Source organism: Vibrio sp. T20 (assembly GCF_007858795.1).
In the GTDB taxonomy this organism is placed as follows: domain Bacteria; phylum Pseudomonadota; class Gammaproteobacteria; order Enterobacterales; family Vibrionaceae; genus Vibrio; species Vibrio satsumensis.
Genome location: NZ_VFEB01000187.1, coordinates 17,498 through 34,076 on the forward strand (window position 1 = coordinate 17,498; position 16,579 = coordinate 34,076).

Annotated in this window: 17 protein-coding genes and 1 pseudogene; all 18 read left to right on the forward strand. The window is 46.1% G+C overall.

The features are described from left to right. Positions 1-33: 33 nt before the first annotated feature. Positions 34-522 (forward strand): flagellar basal body-associated protein FliL, encoded by a 489-nt coding sequence (fliL, locus tag FTW16_RS20550; RefSeq protein ID WP_146492312.1) that lies wholly within the window; start codon positions 34-36, stop codon positions 520-522. 7 nt (positions 523-529) lie between these two features. After that, the gene (gene fliM / locus FTW16_RS20555) at positions 530-1,573 is read left to right on the forward strand and encodes a flagellar motor switch protein FliM (RefSeq protein WP_060983689.1); all 1,044 of its coding nucleotides are present in this window, start codon (positions 530-532) and stop codon (positions 1,571-1,573) included. Between the two features lie 29 nt (positions 1,574-1,602). Continuing rightward, positions 1,603-2,013, forward strand: coding sequence for a flagellar motor switch protein FliN (gene fliN / locus FTW16_RS20560; protein ID WP_004739851.1), 411 nt, complete (start codon positions 1,603-1,605; stop codon positions 2,011-2,013). Continuing rightward, complete coding sequence (fliO, locus tag FTW16_RS20565; protein WP_123301866.1) at positions 2,013-2,423, forward strand: flagellar biosynthetic protein FliO; 411 nt, start codon at positions 2,013-2,015, stop codon at positions 2,421-2,423. The genes fliN and fliO overlap by 1 nt, the downstream gene beginning before the upstream one ends. Beyond that, on the forward strand, positions 2,410-3,339 hold the full coding sequence (gene fliP / locus FTW16_RS20570) for a flagellar type III secretion system pore protein FliP (protein ID WP_186728098.1): 930 nt from the start codon (positions 2,410-2,412) through the stop codon (positions 3,337-3,339). The genes fliO and fliP overlap by 14 nt, the downstream gene beginning before the upstream one ends. Before the next feature lie 11 nt (positions 3,340-3,350). Continuing rightward, the gene (fliQ, locus tag FTW16_RS20575; protein ID WP_029235191.1) at positions 3,351-3,620 is read left to right on the forward strand and encodes a flagellar biosynthesis protein FliQ; all 270 of its coding nucleotides are present in this window, start codon (positions 3,351-3,353) and stop codon (positions 3,618-3,620) included. A 6-nt stretch (positions 3,621-3,626) separates the two neighbouring features. Further along, positions 3,627-4,409 (forward strand): flagellar biosynthetic protein FliR, encoded by a 783-nt coding sequence (gene fliR, locus FTW16_RS20580; protein WP_017060672.1) that lies wholly within the window; start codon positions 3,627-3,629, stop codon positions 4,407-4,409. Positions 4,410-4,418: 9 nt separating this feature from the next. Beyond that, positions 4,419-5,549, forward strand: coding sequence for a flagellar biosynthesis protein FlhB (flhB, locus tag FTW16_RS20585; protein ID WP_017064116.1), 1,131 nt, complete (start codon positions 4,419-4,421; stop codon positions 5,547-5,549). 212 nt (positions 5,550-5,761) lie between these two features. Continuing rightward, positions 5,762-7,861 (forward strand): flagellar biosynthesis protein FlhA, encoded by a 2,100-nt coding sequence (flhA, locus tag FTW16_RS20590; RefSeq protein ID WP_146492314.1) that lies wholly within the window; start codon positions 5,762-5,764, stop codon positions 7,859-7,861. Positions 7,862-7,888: 27 nt separating this feature from the next. Next, positions 7,889-9,433, forward strand: coding sequence for a flagellar biosynthesis protein FlhF (flhF, locus tag FTW16_RS20595; protein WP_146492315.1), 1,545 nt, complete (start codon positions 7,889-7,891; stop codon positions 9,431-9,433). Positions 9,434-9,446: 13 nt separating this feature from the next. After that, entirely contained in the window at positions 9,447-10,334 is an 888-nt protein-coding gene (locus FTW16_RS20600) for a MinD/ParA family protein (RefSeq protein WP_048661509.1), read from the forward strand. Then, positions 10,327-11,061, forward strand: a complete 735-nt coding sequence (locus FTW16_RS20605; RefSeq protein ID WP_017060667.1) for an RNA polymerase sigma factor FliA — start codon at positions 10,327-10,329, stop codon at positions 11,059-11,061. Before FTW16_RS20600 ends, FTW16_RS20605 begins: the two co-directional genes overlap by 8 nt. Positions 11,062-11,103: 42 nt before the next feature. Further along, positions 11,104-11,472, forward strand: a complete 369-nt coding sequence (cheY, locus tag FTW16_RS20610) for a chemotaxis response regulator CheY (protein WP_016767062.1) — start codon at positions 11,104-11,106, stop codon at positions 11,470-11,472. Positions 11,473-11,577: 105 nt separating this feature from the next. Beyond that, the gene (locus FTW16_RS20615) at positions 11,578-12,309 is read left to right on the forward strand and encodes a protein phosphatase CheZ (protein WP_146492316.1); all 732 of its coding nucleotides are present in this window, start codon (positions 11,578-11,580) and stop codon (positions 12,307-12,309) included. A gap of 9 nt (positions 12,310-12,318) precedes the next feature. Continuing rightward, positions 12,319-14,499 (forward strand): chemotaxis protein CheA, encoded by a 2,181-nt coding sequence (locus FTW16_RS20620; protein ID WP_146492317.1) that lies wholly within the window; start codon positions 12,319-12,321, stop codon positions 14,497-14,499. A gap of 13 nt (positions 14,500-14,512) precedes the next feature. Next, on the forward strand, positions 14,513-15,631 hold the full coding sequence (locus FTW16_RS20625; RefSeq protein WP_146492318.1) for a chemotaxis response regulator protein-glutamate methylesterase: 1,119 nt from the start codon (positions 14,513-14,515) through the stop codon (positions 15,629-15,631). A gap of 10 nt (positions 15,632-15,641) precedes the next feature. Further along, positions 15,642-16,424 carry a ParA family protein gene (locus FTW16_RS20630; RefSeq protein WP_017064111.1) on the forward strand — a complete coding sequence of 261 codons (783 nt, stop codon included), beginning with the start codon at positions 15,642-15,644 and terminating at the stop codon, positions 16,422-16,424. Further along, positions 16,411-16,579: pseudogene (locus FTW16_RS24855) on the forward strand (chemotaxis protein CheW); the annotation flags it as partial. The gene FTW16_RS20630 and the pseudogene FTW16_RS24855, both read left to right, overlap by 14 nt.

The window sequence follows — 16,579 nt, forward strand, 5'->3', positions numbered from 1 at the left end:
GTTAATCGAAAGAACAGGAAGTTAGAGCAAAATATGGCAGAAGAACAAGATGCACCTAAAGGGAAGAGTAAGCTTCTCATCATCATTGTAGCGGTAGTCGTTTTACTACTTGGCGTAGGTGGCGCACTGTTCTTTTTTTTAGGCTCTGATGATAGTGCCTCAGAATCTCAGTCTCAGCCTACTACTGCTGTGGTCGCAGCCGAGCCTGTTATGTATGTTAATATCCCTCAGCCCTTCTTGTTCAATGTGACAGGTGATAAAAAAGACCGCCTAGTTCAGATAAAAGCACAGTTGATGGTGCGTGGCAGCAAGAATGAAGACTTGGCTCGTTACCACTCTCCTCTTGTAGAGAGTACTTTATTAGCAACGTTCGCTTCAGCAACGGTTGATCAATTGCGCTCTCCAACTGGGCGAGTTGAACTGCGAAATAAGGCGACTGAAGATATTAAAGCAAGCCTGGCTCAAGCTGTTGGCCAGCCTGTGATTGAAAAAGTGTTATTCACTGACTTCGTAATTCAATAGGTAATTTGTGACCGATTTATTAAGCCAAGACGAAATTGATGCGCTATTACATGGCGTTGATGATGTTGAAGACGTAGAAGATGTCTTAGAAACCGACAATGATAGTGCGGTCAATTTCGACTTCTCATCTCAAGATCGAATCGTCCGTGGTCGAATGCCGACCCTTGAACTTATTAACGAGCGTTTCGCACGTCATATGCGGATTAGCTTGTTTAATATGTTACGTAAAACAGCTGAAGTGTCGATCAACGGCGTGCAGATGATGAAGTTTGGTGAGTACCAAAACACATTGTATGTACCCACTAGTTTAAACATGGTTCGTTTCCGCCCGCTGAAAGGCACGGCGCTTATCACCATGGAAGCTCGTCTTGTTTTTATTCTCGTAGAGAACTTTTTTGGTGGTGATGGACGTTTCCACGCCAAGATTGAAGGCCGTGAATTCACGCCAACCGAAAGACGAATTATTCAGTTACTGTTGAAAATTGTTTTTGAAGATTACAAAGAAGCTTGGTCTCCAGTGATGGGGGTTGAGTTTGAATACTTGGATTCTGAAGTGAACCCAAGTATGGCGAACATTGTGAGCCCAACAGAAGTGATTGTTGTAAGCTCATTCCACATTGAAGTGGATGGCGGTGGTGGTGACTTCCACGTCGTGATGCCTTACTCCATGGTAGAGCCGATTCGTGAACTGCTGGATGCCGGTGTTCAATCAGACAAAATGGAAACCGATGTTCGTTGGAGTACCGCGCTGCGTGATGAAATTATGGATGTGCCGGTTAACTTCCGTGTGAACTTGCTAGAGCAAGATATTTCTCTGCGTGACTTGATGGAGCTGCGACCCGGTGACGTCATTCCAATGAACATGCCTGAGCATGCGACTATGTTCGTTGAAGAGCTGCCAACGTATCGTGTGAAAATGGGCCGTTCCGGTGAGAAGCTCGCAGTACAGATTTCTGAAAAAATTCAAAGACCACATGTGGTTAAAACTGATCTCGCTTTTCTAGGCAAGGACTTAATGTCTGAGCTGGAAAATAGCGACGATGACGAATAGCAAAATAGATAAAAGTATAGGAATTGGTAATGGAACCTAGTGAAGATCAAAAGCTAGCAGACGAGTGGGCTGCGGCACTTGGTGAAGATCCTTCAGCACCGTCAATTGATGTTGATGACGTGCTTGCGGCACCACTTGATGAGCTAACCGATTCATCGTCTCCGATTTCTGAAGATGAGCGTCGTAAACTGGATACCATCATGGATATCCCCGTGACTATCTCAATGGAAGTTGGCCGCTCTCAGATCAGTATCCGTAATTTACTTCAGTTGAACCAAGGTTCGGTTGTTGAGCTAGATAGAATTGCTGGTGAGTCACTGGATGTGATGGTAAACGGTACCTTGATTGCTCATGGTGAAGTGGTTGTGGTGAACGACAAGTTTGGTATTCGTTTGACTGACGTTATTAGCCAGACAGAACGAATTAAGAAGCTGCGTTAATGAGCTTTCTGTCTCCAAGATTGGCTAGGCTAATTATGGGGGGAGCTTTGTTATCTTCTCCTTCTGTTGCCTTTGCTGCAACGCCGCCATCTCTCGATTTAGCGACCACTTTTGGGTCGCTAATTTTCGTTATAGCCTTCATCTTATTTATTGCTTGGCTACTCAAGCGCATGCAAGTGCCTGCAATGTCGAATCAGCAAGGCTTGGCGATTGTTAGGCAAATTCCTGTAGGTACTAAAGAACGCATCGCTATTGTTCAAGCTGGTGATGATCAGTTCTTAGTCGGGATTACCACGCAATCTATCCAGCTAATTTCTAAGCTCGATAAACCTCTTACTCAGGAGATGCTGGAAAAAAGTACATTTTCAAGTCAGCTTTCCCAGCTAATAAAAAAAGATGCAAACAAGTAACGGACTTTTGAACTCATCTTACGTTTGCCAAAACGGAGCTTTCCGAATGGTTAAAATGTTGTTGGTTCAGCTCACTCTCCTCTGCTCACTCATATTCAGTATGTCGGTATTTGCACAGGCTGAAGATGGCACCGTCATTCCTGCGAATACCGCTGGCTCAGAGTCGGTAACCATGAGCACGATGGAACAAGACCAAGCCAAATCGCAAACCATGACAACGGGTAGCTTAACCGGCAATGGTGGTGGCATACCTGCCTTTACCATGACAACCAATGCTAATGGTGGTGAAGACTACTCGATAAACCTACAGATCTTGGCTCTAATGACCATGCTTGGCTTCTTGCCGGCGATGGTGATTTTGATGACCTCGTTCACCCGTATTGTGGTGGTGATGTCTATCTTGCGTCAGGCAATGGGTCTACAACAAACACCGTCTAACCAAGTGATTATTGGTATCGCGATATTCTTGACCTTCTTCATCATGTCGCCAGTGATTAACCAAGTTAACGAACAAGCAGTTCAGCCTTATCTCAATGAACAGATATCGGCACGACAGGCATTCGATGTTGCCCAAGAACCGATTAAGTCCTTTATGCTTAAACAGACTCGAATCAAAGATCTAGAAACCTTTGTTGAGATCTCTGGTGCGGAAGTGACCAACCCTGAAGATGTTTCAATGGCGGTTCTGATTCCTGCATTTATCACGTCAGAGTTGAAAACGGCTTTCCAGATAGGCTTTATGTTGTTCTTGCCGTTCCTAATCATCGACTTGGTAGTGGCATCGGTATTAATGGCTATGGGTATGATGATGTTGTCACCAATGATTGTATCGCTGCCGTTTAAGTTGATGCTGTTTGTTCTTGTTGATGGTTGGAACTTGATACTCTCCACTCTCGCTGGCAGTTTTGCCTTGTAGCTGGGGGAATAATGAATCCTGAAATATTCGTAGAGTTGTTCCGAGATGCCCTTTGGATGGTACTCATTATGGTTTGCGCCATTATCATCCCGAGCCTGCTGATCGGTTTAGTCGTCGCTGTTTTCCAAGCTGCGACCTCTATCAATGAACAAACACTGAGTTTCTTGCCGCGTTTGATTGTGACTTTGTTGGCGTTGATGCTATTTGCACACTGGATGACTCAGATGATGATGGAGTTCTTTTTTGAACTCATCGAACGCTTGCCGCAAGTTCTGTATTAAATCGATATGGAATACCCGACGAGCCTTGTACTAGAGTGGTTAGCTAATTATTTTTGGCCATACACTCGCATCTCAGCCATGCTGATGGTGATGACGGTAACAGGGGCGCGCTTTGTGTCGCCTCGTATTCGTCTGTATTTAGGCTTGGCGATCACCTTTGCCGTAATGCCCGCGATTCCCGCGGTTCCAAAAGAGATTGAACTGCTCTCTTTCCAAGGTTTCCTAACCGTCTTTGAGCAAATTGTGATTGGTGTGGCGATGGGCTTTGTCACTCAGTTCATGATTCAAACCTTTGTTATGCTCGGTCAAATCCTTGGTATGCAATCTAGCTTGGGCTTCGCTTCTATGGTCGACCCAGCAAATGGACAGAACACGCCAGTATTGGGTCAGCTCTTCATGCTACTTGCCACTATGTTCTTCTTGGCAACCGACGGTCACTTGAAAATGCTGCAGTTGGTGGTGTTCAGCTTTAAGACTTTGCCGATTGGCAGTGGCTCTTTGACTTCGGTTGATTTTCGAGAACTCGCGTTGTGGCTTGGTATCATGTTCAAAACGGCATTGGCGATGTCCTTGTCGGGCATTATCGCACTGTTAACGATTAACCTTTCTTTTGGTGTAATGACGCGTGCTGCACCTCAGTTAAATATCTTTTCTTTGGGTTTTGCATTTGCGCTACTCGTGGGTCTGTTACTTTGTTGGTACATCCTTGGCGGCTTGTATAGTCACTATGAGCTATTCTGGATGCAAGGCGAACAACAGATATGTCGTCTAATCCGGTTAGATTGCTAGGAGACTGAAATGGCAGAGTCAGACGGTCAAGAACGCACAGAAGACGCCACGCCCAAACGCTTGCAACAGGCCAAAGAGAAAGGGCAGGTTGCAAGGTCAAAAGAGCTAGCTTCAGCGTCGGTACTGATAGTCGGTGCGATTGCATTAATGTGGTTTGGCGAATCGATGGCGAAGGCTTTGTTCGAGGCCATGCAACGTCTGTTTTCTCTGAGCCGCGACGAGATCTTTGACACCAACAAGCTCCTTGAAATCGCTGGTGGCGCACTGGTGAACTTACTGTTTCCACTGTTCTTAATCTTGATAACTTTGTTTGTTGCGGCTGTTATTGGTGCGGCAGGTGTTGGCGGGATTAACTTTTCGATGCAAGCTGCAATGCCAAAGGCGTCTAAGCTCAATCCACTCAGTGGTATCAAGCGTATGTTTGGCCTACAAAGCTGGGTTGAACTGCTGAAATCTATTTTGAAAGTGGCACTTGTATCAGGCATGGCTATTTACCTTATTCAGGCCTCTCAGCATGATTTAATGCAGCTGAGTATGGATGTGTATCCGCAGAATATCTTTCATGCTTTGGATATCTTGCTTAACTTCATTCTTTTAATCAGTTGCTCTTTGCTGATCGTGGTTGCCATTGATATCCCATTTCAGATCTGGCAACACGCTGATCAGCTGAAAATGACTAAACAAGAAGTTAAAGACGAATTCAAAGATACCGAAGGTAAGCCGGAAGTAAAAGGCCGAATTCGTATGCTACAAAGGGAAGCCGCTCAGCGTCGTATGATGGCAGACGTCCCTCAAGCGGATGTGATTGTGACCAACCCAGAGCACTTTTCCGTGGCACTGCGTTATAAGCAGAATCAAGATAAAGCGCCGATTGTAGTTGCCAAAGGTGTCGACCACATGGCGATGAAGATCCGAGAAATTGCACGCGAAAACGATATCTATATTGTTCCGGCACCGCCATTGGCGAGGGCGCTTTATCACACCACTGAACTAGAACAACAAATTCCTGACGGTCTGTTTACGGCTGTTGCGCAGGTGCTTGCATATGTTTTCCAGCTTAAGCAGTACCGAAAACGAGGTGGTGAGAGACCAAAACTGCAAGATTCTAATATGCCGATCCCACCTGATTTACGTCATTAGATCAATTGCTTGAGCTCTGCGTGATGAACCCTGATAATAGTGATCTAGCCAATCTTCCTTTTATTGAGGTGATGGCGATAATTTGACGTGAGATGTTGGTACAGTGTTTGCTGTAGTAAGCCTGAACATTATAAGCCCATAGCAAAACAGCCCTGACTAAGATCTAATCCACTTGTTCAGAGAGCTACAACATAGCGAAACTGTCTAGATTTATGAAATTCTCCCTGCCTTTTGCGGACAAGCTACCTAAAATCCCGAACCGTGCCATGCCTGCGGTTGGTGCACCTGTTATGGTACTTGCAACGCTTGCTATGGTGGTGTTGCCAATTCCAGCTTTCTTGTTGGATATGTTCTTCACCTTTAACATTGCATTGTCTATGGTTGTGCTATTGGTTTCGGTTTATACCCGCAGACCTTTAGACTTTGCTGCATTCCCGACCGTACTTCTGATTGCGACTCTGCTTCGATTAGCCTTGAACGTTGCTTCAACACGTGTGGTCTTGCTTCATGGTCATGAAGGTGGCGACGCGGCTGGTAACGTGATTGAAGCCTTTGGTAACGTGGTTATCGGTGGTAACTATGCCGTAGGTCTAGTGGTGTTCTTGATTCTGATGATCATTAACTTCATGGTTGTAACCAAAGGTGCAGGCCGTATCTCGGAAGTAAGCGCGCGTTTCACTTTGGACGCCTTACCGGGTAAACAGATGGCGATCGATGCCGACTTGAACGCAGGTTTGATCGACCAAGATCAGGCTCGTCTGAGACGTTTTGAAGTAACCAAAGAAGCCGACTTCTACGGTTCGATGGACGGTGCGTCTAAGTTTGTTAAAGGCGATGCGATCGCTGGTATCTTAATCTTATTCATCAATATCATTGGTGGCTTGAGCATTGGTATGGCTCAGTTTGACCTTGGTTTTGGTGAAGCAATTGAAATCTACACACTACTGACTATCGGTGATGGTCTGGTTGCACAAATTCCATCTCTATTACTGTCTATTGCAGCCGCGATGATGGTAACGCGCCAAAACACTGATGAAGACATGGGGCAGCAGCTCGTCTTCCAGATGTTCGACAATCCAAAAGCCTTGATGATCACCGCTGCAATCCTTGGCATCATGGGTATTGTTCCAGGTATGCCACATTTCTCGTTCTTGAGCCTTGCAGCTGTTGCGGGTGCAGGGGCGTATTACATCGATAAAAAGAACAAGAAGAAGGCGGAAGAACCTAACCTTCCGGCGACCGTTGAAGCGAATGGAGAAGTAGGCTCTCAGAAAGAGCTTTCTTGGGATGATGTTCAACCTGTTGATATTATTGGCTTAGAAGTAGGTTACCGTTTGATTCCTTTGGTGGATAGAGACCAAGGAGGCGAACTGCTTGAACGCGTTAAAGGTGTGCGTAAGAAGCTGTCTCAAGATTTTGGTTTCTTGATCCCTGCGGTGCACATTCGCGATAATCTAGAACTGACACCAAACAGCTACCGAATCACCTTGATGGGTGTCGCGGTAGGTGAGGCTGAGATAAAACCAGACATGGAACTCGCGATTAACCCAGGTCAAGTCTACGGTATGATCGATGGTGAGCCGACGATTGACCCTGCCTTTGGCCTTGAAGCTGTATGGATACGTGAAGAGCAGCGTGAACATGCACAAGCTCTAGGTTATACCGTTGTCGATTCTTCTACTGTACTGGCGACACACCTTAGCCAACTGCTAACCAATAACGCATCGCAGCTTATTGGTCACGAAGAAGTTCAGAACTTGCTTGAGATGCTCAGCCGCTCAACACCTAAGCTGGTGGAAGGTTTTGTACCGGATCAATTGCAGTTGGGTGTAGTCGTAAAAGTGCTACAGAACCTATTGAATGAAGCCATTCCAATTCGTGATATTCGAACCATAGTCCAAACTTTGTCGGAGTATTCTGGTAAAAGTCAAGAACCTGACATACTTACGGCGGCGGTTCGTATCTCATTGAAACGGCTAATTGTTCAGGAAATCAATGGTATAGAACCGGAATTGCCAGTGATAACCTTGATTCCTGAGCTGGAACAAATCTTGCATCAAACCATGCAGGCATCCGGCGGAGAATCTGCTGGTATTGAACCTGGTTTAGCCGAACGTTTACAGACATCCCTCAGTCACGCGACACAAGAGCAAGAGCTGAAAGGTGAGCCCGCGGTGCTACTGACCTCTGGTGTGTTACGTTCGACTCTGGCTAAGTTCGTGAAAAACACGATTCCAAGCTTGAGAGTCTTGTCTTACCAAGAAATACCGGACGAAAAGCAGATACGTATAGTACAAGCTGTTGGTAATTAAGCCGCCTAATTAGAACGGACGATCGAATTGAAAATTAAACGATTTTTTGCAAAAGATATGCGAACGGCCTTGCTCCAAGTTAAAGAAGAACTTGGTTCGGAAGCGGTGATCATGTCTAACAAAAAGGTCGCAGGTGGCGTGGAAATTGTTGCTGCTATTGATGGTGAATCCAGCCCGTCGACAGCGAGCCAGAGACTAAATAAACCTCAGCAGCCTGCACAAAGCCAATATACGCAAATGGCCGCGCCCGCAGCTCCTGCAGGGCGACGTCAATTAGACGATGATAAGGTTAGCCTACAGTCGAATGCTGAAGGTGGACGCTCAATGACCAAGCGCTTTGCGAATATGCTAAAGCAATACAGTCATGGCGCCGATGATGAGCCACAACATCGTGCTGAAAATGAAGATTCATTGTCTGCATTGCTCAATCGCCAATCAAGCACGGGTCATAAGCCTCATAGTCATCAGACTCAAAGTAATTTGCAGTCTCGCGGTAACCAACAGTCTCACGGGAACCTAGATTCTGCATTTGCTCGTGAAACAGGTTTATCCCAATTGATTGCCGAAGACCGCAGAGTAGAGCGTCCAGCACCTCGTTTGGATCCTACCCGTTATGATCGTGGTCGTGAGAATACGCATTCCAAAGGTTCAGATACTGAAATGGAAACGATGCGCGAGGAGATGACCTCAATTCGTCGTCTGTTAGAGCATCAAGTATCTGGATTAATGTGGCAAGAAGTTGAGCGTCGTGAACCGCTTAGAGCCATGCTTATCAAACGCCTTGAACGTATGGGTGTATCTGCAGAGCTTGCCGATCAAATGGCGTGTTACATTCCTGAAGATACCAAACCTGCCCGTGCGTGGAAGGCGTTGTTAGCCTTGGTTGCTGACCAAATCTCCGTTACACAAAAAGATATTTTAAAACGCGGCGGTATTGTGGCTCTACTTGGCCCAACTGGCGTGGGTAAAACAACGACTGTTGCAAAGCTAGCTGCACGTGCTGCCATGGAATATGGCGCAGATAACGTAGCACTAGTGACAACTGATACATATCGTATAGGTGCACATGAGCAGTTATCGATCTATGGTCGAATTATGGGTTGTCCTGTAAGAGTTGCTAAAGATTCTAGTGAATTGGCCGATGTAATATATCAGTTACGTAATCGTCGCCTAATTCTGGTCGATACTGCAGGCATGGGACAACGAGATGTTCGCCTATCTGAGCAGTTAGACACATTGATGCAAGAGAGTGGTTCCGTTATCAATAGCTACCTTGTGTTGCCTGCAACCGCGCAACGCAAAGTGCTGCAAGAAACAATTGAACACTTTAGAAGAATCCCGTTGTCGGGATGCATCATGACTAAGCTGGATGAATCCCTAAGTCTAGGTGAATTCATCAGTGTCGTAATACAAAATGCATTACCAGTTGCTTACATTGCAAATGGTCAACGAGTTCCTGAAGATATCGTTATAGCTCAGCCAAAGTACATGATTGCTAAGGCCAATGAGTTATTAGAAAAATCTACAGAGAATGAACCTCATTACTGGAATAGCGATTCTGAAGGGCTCTAGGCGGCGGATAAATATGAATGAAAATATGATACATGATCAAGCTAGCGGCCTCCGTCGCTTAACCAAGCCTTCACTCACAAAAGTTATCGCTGTAACCGGTGGTAAGGGAGGGGTTGGTAAATCTAATGTGACGTTAGGTATGGCTATTTGCATGGCGCGCCAAGGCAAAAAAGTTATGGTGCTAGATGCCGACTTAGGCCTCGCTAACGTCGATATCATGCTGGGTATTCGTTCTAAACGAAACCTTGGGCATGTGTTGGCAGGCGAATGTGAACTTAAGGATGCGATTGTCGAAGGGCCGCACGGAATTAAAATTATTCCTGCGACATCGGGCACACAAAGCATGACTGAACTTTCACACGCACAGCATGCAGGTTTGATTCGCGCATTCGGTTCGCTTGAAGACGAGATGGACATCTTGTTAGTTGATACCGCAGCCGGTATTTCGGACATGGTAATCAGCTTCTCAAGAGCGGCGCAAGACGTGGTTGTCGTGGTATGTGATGAACCTACCTCGATCACGGATGCATATGCTTTGATTAAGCTCTTGAGCAGAGAACACCAAGTTCAGCGGTTCAAAGTTGTTGCAAATATGGTCAGAAGCTACCGTGAAGGCCGAGAATTATTTGCAAAGTTGACTTTGGTCACAGAGCGCTTCTTGAATGTGAGCCTCGAACTCGTAGCATGTATTCCTTTAGATGATAAAGTACGTCAATCAGTCAAGAGACAGAAAATCGTAGTCGATGCGTATCCTCGCTCTCCAGCGGCATTGGCAATCAGCTCTTTGGCTAATAAAGCATTGACCTGGCCAATACCAAAAACACCAAGTGGGCACTTGGAGTTCTTTGTGGAAAGGCTGCTGAATCGTACTGAATTTATAGAGGAACCATTTGGTGAATAAAGCGCTTACTTACGACCAACATGCTAATCACAATAGCCAACAGGCTTTTTTTGAGAAGTATTCTGTGTTGGTTAAACGTATCGCTCATCACTTGTTGGGGCGATTACCGCCTAATGTATTAGTTGATGACTTAATTCAAGCTGGCATGATCGGCTTGATTGAAGCGCAACAAAACTATGATGGTACCAAAGGCGCAAGCTTTGAGACGTATGCCGGTATTCGAATTCGCGGGGCAATGTTAGATGACATTCGCCGTGGGGACTGGGTACCGAGATCGGTTCATAAAAACAATCGAGAAATCAGCAGTGCAATCGCGGAGTTAGAGGGTATCCTCAACCGTGACCCGAGTGATGCCGAAGTGGCAAAACACATGGGACTCAGTTTAGAGCAGTATCACAGTGCTTTAACTGACATTAATTGTTCAAGACTGGTTGGAATCGAAGATTTAGGCGTCTCAGATGATGTAATATCTCCGAATGAAGACTCTCAAGATAATACGCCTTTTCAAGGGGTTGCTGATGAGTCATTCCGCCAAGCTTTGATCGATTCGATAAAACAACTTCCGGAAAGGGAAGGCCTTGTGCTTTCGCTTTATTATGACGAAGAACTCAATTTAAAAGAGATTGGGGAAGTGTTAGGTGTCAGCGAATCTCGTGTCAGCCAAATACTGAGCCAATCTATGCAGCGTTTACGCACTAAGTTAAGTGCTTGGACACAGAACGACTAACAACACTGATCCTATTCAGTGGAGGCTAATTTGAACAAAAACATGAAAATTCTCATTGTTGATGACTTTTCAACGATGCGCCGAATTGTTAAAAACCTACTTCGCGACTTAGGTTTCAACAACACTCAAGAAGCAGACGATGGCTTGACCGCGTTACCTATGCTGAAAAAAGGCGAATTTGATTTCGTGGTAACTGACTGGAACATGCCGGGCATGCAAGGGATTGACCTGCTTAAACACATTCGCGCAGACGCAGAACTTAAGCACCTTCCCGTGCTTATGATCACCGCAGAAGCGAAGCGTGAGCAGATCATCGAAGCAGCGCAAGCGGGTGTTAATGGTTACATTGTGAAGCCTTTCACTGCTGCAACGCTGAAAGAGAAACTTGATAAGATTTTTGATCGCTTATAAGCATCAATAAATTTAGGCATTTCTAGGTAAACATTAGCTGATAAGTTCTCTGTTTATCTCGATAGCCTAAGCGCACAAAGTATGCGGAGTAAGGCCGAATTCAGGATGATTTCATTAGAACAAGCAAAAAAATTAGTAGAGCTGCTTGAGAACGATGAGCAGCAGAATGCTGATTCTCTTGTTAGAAGCATTTATGAAGATAATTTTAGTCTTCAAGACAATCCAATGCTTCAAGAAATAGGAAGTCTGACTCGCGACCTCCATGATTCTTTGACTCAATTTAATTTCGATGAGCGCATTAGCGTTATCGCAAATGACGAAATCCCTGACGCAAGGGATCGCCTTCAGTATGTCATTGATAAAACGGAAGTGGCGGCAAATAAGACGATGGACGCTGTCGATCGCTGTATGCCAATTGCAGACAACCTACACGAGTGTTTACTTCAAGTAAGGCCTCAATGGAATGAACTGATGCATGGCCGCATTGAGCTGGCACAATTTAAAGCTTTATGTCACCGCATTGATGGATTGCTTGTCCAAGTAGAAGGCGACAGCACTGAACTACGCGGACAATTGACTGAAATCTTGATGGCTCAGGATTTCCAAGATTTAACTGGGCAGATAATTAGCAAAGTTATTACCTTGGTGAATGAGGTAGAAGGACGTTTGGTCGAGATTCTCACGGTATTCGGTGCGAATCAAATAGAGCCAACTCCAGAGTCAGAGAGGAAAGCATCGATTGCGCCTGAGGGTCCAATTATGAACCCAGAAGAGCGCGAAGACGCTGTTGCATCTCAGGATGAAGTCGACGATTTGTTATCCAGTCTTGGATTTTAAAGGTAACGTATGAGCTACGATTTAGACGAAGATATTCTTCAGGACTTTTTAGTTGAAGCAGGAGAGATCCTTGAACTTCTATCAGAGCAACTGGTAGAGCTTGAGAATAATCCTGACGACAAAGACCTATTAAATGCTATTTTCCGTGGTTTCCATACAGTAAAAGGTGGTGCTGGTTTCCTAGCATTAACTGAGCTGGTGGATACTTGTCATGGTGCCGAGAATGTGTTCGACATTCTACGAAACGGCCAACGCAGCGTAACATCAGGTTTGATGGATACTATGCTGCAGGCGTTAGATACTGTTAATACACAGTTTCAAGCCGTGCAAGATCAGGAACCTTTAGTGCCAGCAGACCAAGCTTTATTGGATGAACTTCACCGCCTCTGCAAGCCAGAATCAGTTGATGAAGTTACACCAGAAGAAGCGTCAACACCTGTTATCCCTGAGCCGATCGTTGCAGCCCCTGAACCGGTTGTCGAAAGTTCAAGCATCAGTGCCTCTTCAGTGGATGATATCTCTGAAGATGAGTTTGAGCGCCTGCTTGATGAACTTCACGGTAAAGGTGGTTCGCCAACAGCATCTTCTGTACCAACACCGCCGCCAGCACCTGTTACACCTCAGCCAGTTGCTGACAGCGGTGATATTACTGACGATGAATTTGAAAAGTTACTAGATGAACTGCATGGTGCGGGTAACAGCCCGACGGCTGCGAGTTCAACGCCTCCTCCACCGCCAGCACCTTCTGCAGCACCTGTTTCGGCGATGTCTGAAGGCGATGATCTGATGACTGACGAAGAGTTCGAGAAGTTACTGGACCAGTTACACGGATCAGGCAATGGACCTTCGATTGAAGAACTGGATGCAGCGACTAAGCCTGCAGAAGTTAAGGCAGTTGCACCGCAAGCAACGCCTAAACCGCAACCAGCAGCACCAGTTGCCGTTAAAGCCGAGCCGAAACCGAGCGCTCCAGCAAAAGCTGAAGTTAAAGCGCCGGCTAAGAAGCAGCAAGCTGAAGCGACAGTTCGCGTTGATACATCAACACTGGATACCATCATGAACATGGTGGGTGAACTGGTATTGGTGCGTAACCGACTTGTCAGCCTAGGCCTCAACAGTAACGACGAAGAAATGTCGAAAGCTGTCTCTAACTTAGATGTTGTTACTGCAGACCTACAAGGTGCGGTAATGAAGACTCGTATGCAGCCGATCAAGAAAGTATTTGGTCGCTTCCCACGAGTTGTCCGCGATCTTGCGCGTAGCTTGAAGAAAGACATCGTTCTTGAAATGCGTGGCGAAGAAACGGACCTTGATAAAAACTTAGTAGAAGCGCTTGCAGATCCCCTGATTCACTTGGTGAGAAACTCTGTCGACCATGGTATCGAAATGCCGAACGACCGTGTTGCTGCGGGTAAATCACAAACGGGTAAAGTGATTTTGTCTGCCTCTCAAGAAGGTGATCATATTGAGCTGGCTATCGTTGATGACGGTGGCGGTATGGACCCTGATAAGCTTCGTGCTATTGCGGTCAAACGTGGCCTGATGGATGAAGATGCAGCGTCTCGCTTATCAAATAAAGAGTGTTTCAACCTGATTTTTGCTCCTGGCTTCTCAAGCAAAGAGCAGATCTCGGATATCTCTGGTCGTGGTGTAGGTATGGACGTTGTGAAAACGGCGATCAACACACTGAACGGCTCTATTGATATTGATTCAGAAATGGGACAAGGCACCAAGATCACCATCAAGGTTCCACTAACCCTAGCGATTCTACCAACCTTGATGGTCGGTGTTGCGGGTCACCCATTTGCATTGCCATTGGCATCGGTTAACGAGATCTTCCACCTAGACTTAAGCCGCACAAACGTGGTTGATGGTCAGCTAACGATCATCGTTCGCGATAAGTCTATTCCGTTGTTCTACTTGCAAAACTGGCTTGCTCCTAAAGCGGGTATTGTTGAACTGCGTAAAGGGCACGGCCATGTTGTTATCGTACAGCTGGGTAGCCAACGAGTTGGTTTTGTTGTCGATACGCTTATCGGTCAAGAAGAAGTCGTGATCAAGCCACTTGATAAGCTTCTGCAAGGCACGCCAGGAATGGCAGGCGCGACAATTACAAGTGACGGACACATTGCATTGATTCTAGATGTGCCGGACTTGTTGAAGCAGTACGCAGCTGCGTCAAGAATTTAATTTAAGGATAAATATGGCGATTAAAGTATTAGTCGTTGATGATTCGAGTTTTTTTCGTCGTCGCGTTAGCGAGATCATCAACTCAGAGGCTCGCCTAGAAGTCATTGATGTAGCAGTAAACGGTAAAGAAGCCGTTGAGAAAGCGAAACAGCTAAGACCTGACGTAATCACGATGGACATTGAAATGCCTGTCATGGACGGCATCACAGCTGTTCGTGAAATCATGGCCGCGTCTCCAACGCCTATTTTGATGTTTTCATCGTTAACGCATGATGGAGCGAGAGCAACGTTAGATGCGCTAGATGCAGGTGCTCTAGATTTCTTACCTAAGAAGTTTGAAGACATCGCACGTAACCGCGACGATGCGGTTGCATTGCTTCAACAACGTGTGATTCAGATTGCTGCAAAGCGTGCGTTTATGCGTCGTGCTCCTATTGCACCGAGAGCGACAGCGACGACTTCAACATCTACGCCATTGCGTCAACCGGTTTCTAATGCTGCTCCAGCCGCTAGACCTGCTGCAACAACCGCTGCGAAGTTCAGAGCCTCGGGCAAAAAGTATCAATTAACTGCCATTGGCACATCGACTGGCGGTCCTGTTGCGCTACAGAAGATTTTGACGCGCATCCCTGCTAACTACCCACATCCCATTGTGTTAGTTCAGCATATGCCAGCCACATTCACCGCTGCTTTTGCTAGTCGATTGAACACCTTGTGTAAGATTGAAGTTCGTGAAGCGCAAGACGGTGATGTGTTGAAACCCGGAGTGGCGTATCTTGCTCCGGGTGGTAAACAGATGATGGTAGATGGCCGTGCAGGGTCTGCACGTCTAAGAATTATCGATGGCGGCGACCGAATGAACTACAAGCCTTGTGTGGATGTCACATTTGGCTCTGCAGCGAAGATCTACGGCGACAAAGTGTTGTCTATGATACTGACCGGTATGGGCGCAGATGGTCGAGAAGGTTCGCGTATGTTGAAAACTGCGGGCTCGACGATTTGGGCACAAGACGAAGATAGTTGTGTTGTATATGGTATGCCTCAAGCTGTAGCAAAAGCTGGCATTTCTACTGAAGACCTACCTCTAGACCGCATCGCGGAAAGGATCTTGGTTGAAGTTGGGTTAGCTTAGGTAAATCGAAATGATTGTTTGGAGTGTTGCAAACCAAAAAGGTGGTGTTGGTAAAACGACCACGACCGTGACTCTAGCAGGTTTACTTGCTTTGAAGGGGCACCGTGTTCTGTTGGTTGATACTGACCCACATGCATCACTGACCACCTATCTGGGTTACGACTCAGATACGGTGGAATCGAGCCTGTTTGATCTGTTTCAGTTGCGTGAGTTTAATGCGCAGACAGTAAGACCTTTGCTTTTACAAACAGAAGTTGAAGGTATCGATATTATTCCTGCCCACATGTCTTTGGCTACATTAGACCGCGTAATGGGAAATCGAAGCGGCATGGGGTTGATCTTGAAGCGCGCTTTGGCCGCTTTGAAAGATGACTACGACTATGTGTTAATCGATTGTCCGCCAATTCTGGGTGTGATGATGGTGAATGCATTGGCTGCCAGTGATCGTATTTTGATTCCGGTACAGACGGAATTTTTGGCGATGAAGGGCTTAGAGCGCATGATTCGCACTTTGACCATCATGCAGAAGTCTCGCAAAACACCGTTTAAGGTGACGATTGTCCCGACCATGTACGACAAGCGAACCAAAGCCTCACTGCAAACATTAACGCAGCTCAAAGATGATTATCCTAACCAAGTTTGGACATCTGCTGTGCCGATAGATACTAAGTTTCGAGATGCAAGTCTAAAACGCTTGCCAGCATCTCATTTTGCATCAGGTAGCCGTGGTGTATTTGCTTATAAACAGTTGCTTATTTATCTCGAAAGGTTGGCGATAAATGAGCGCGAATAAAGAATCAACATTGGCACAGCCAAGTCTCTCGAGTGAACAAGCACTGGATGATTACTTTACTGCGCTGTTAGGCGATGAAAGCTTTGAATCTGACGATTTTTTTGTTGACGAGTCTAGCGACGAATCACAACCTGAAGAGCCAGAGCCAGAGCCAG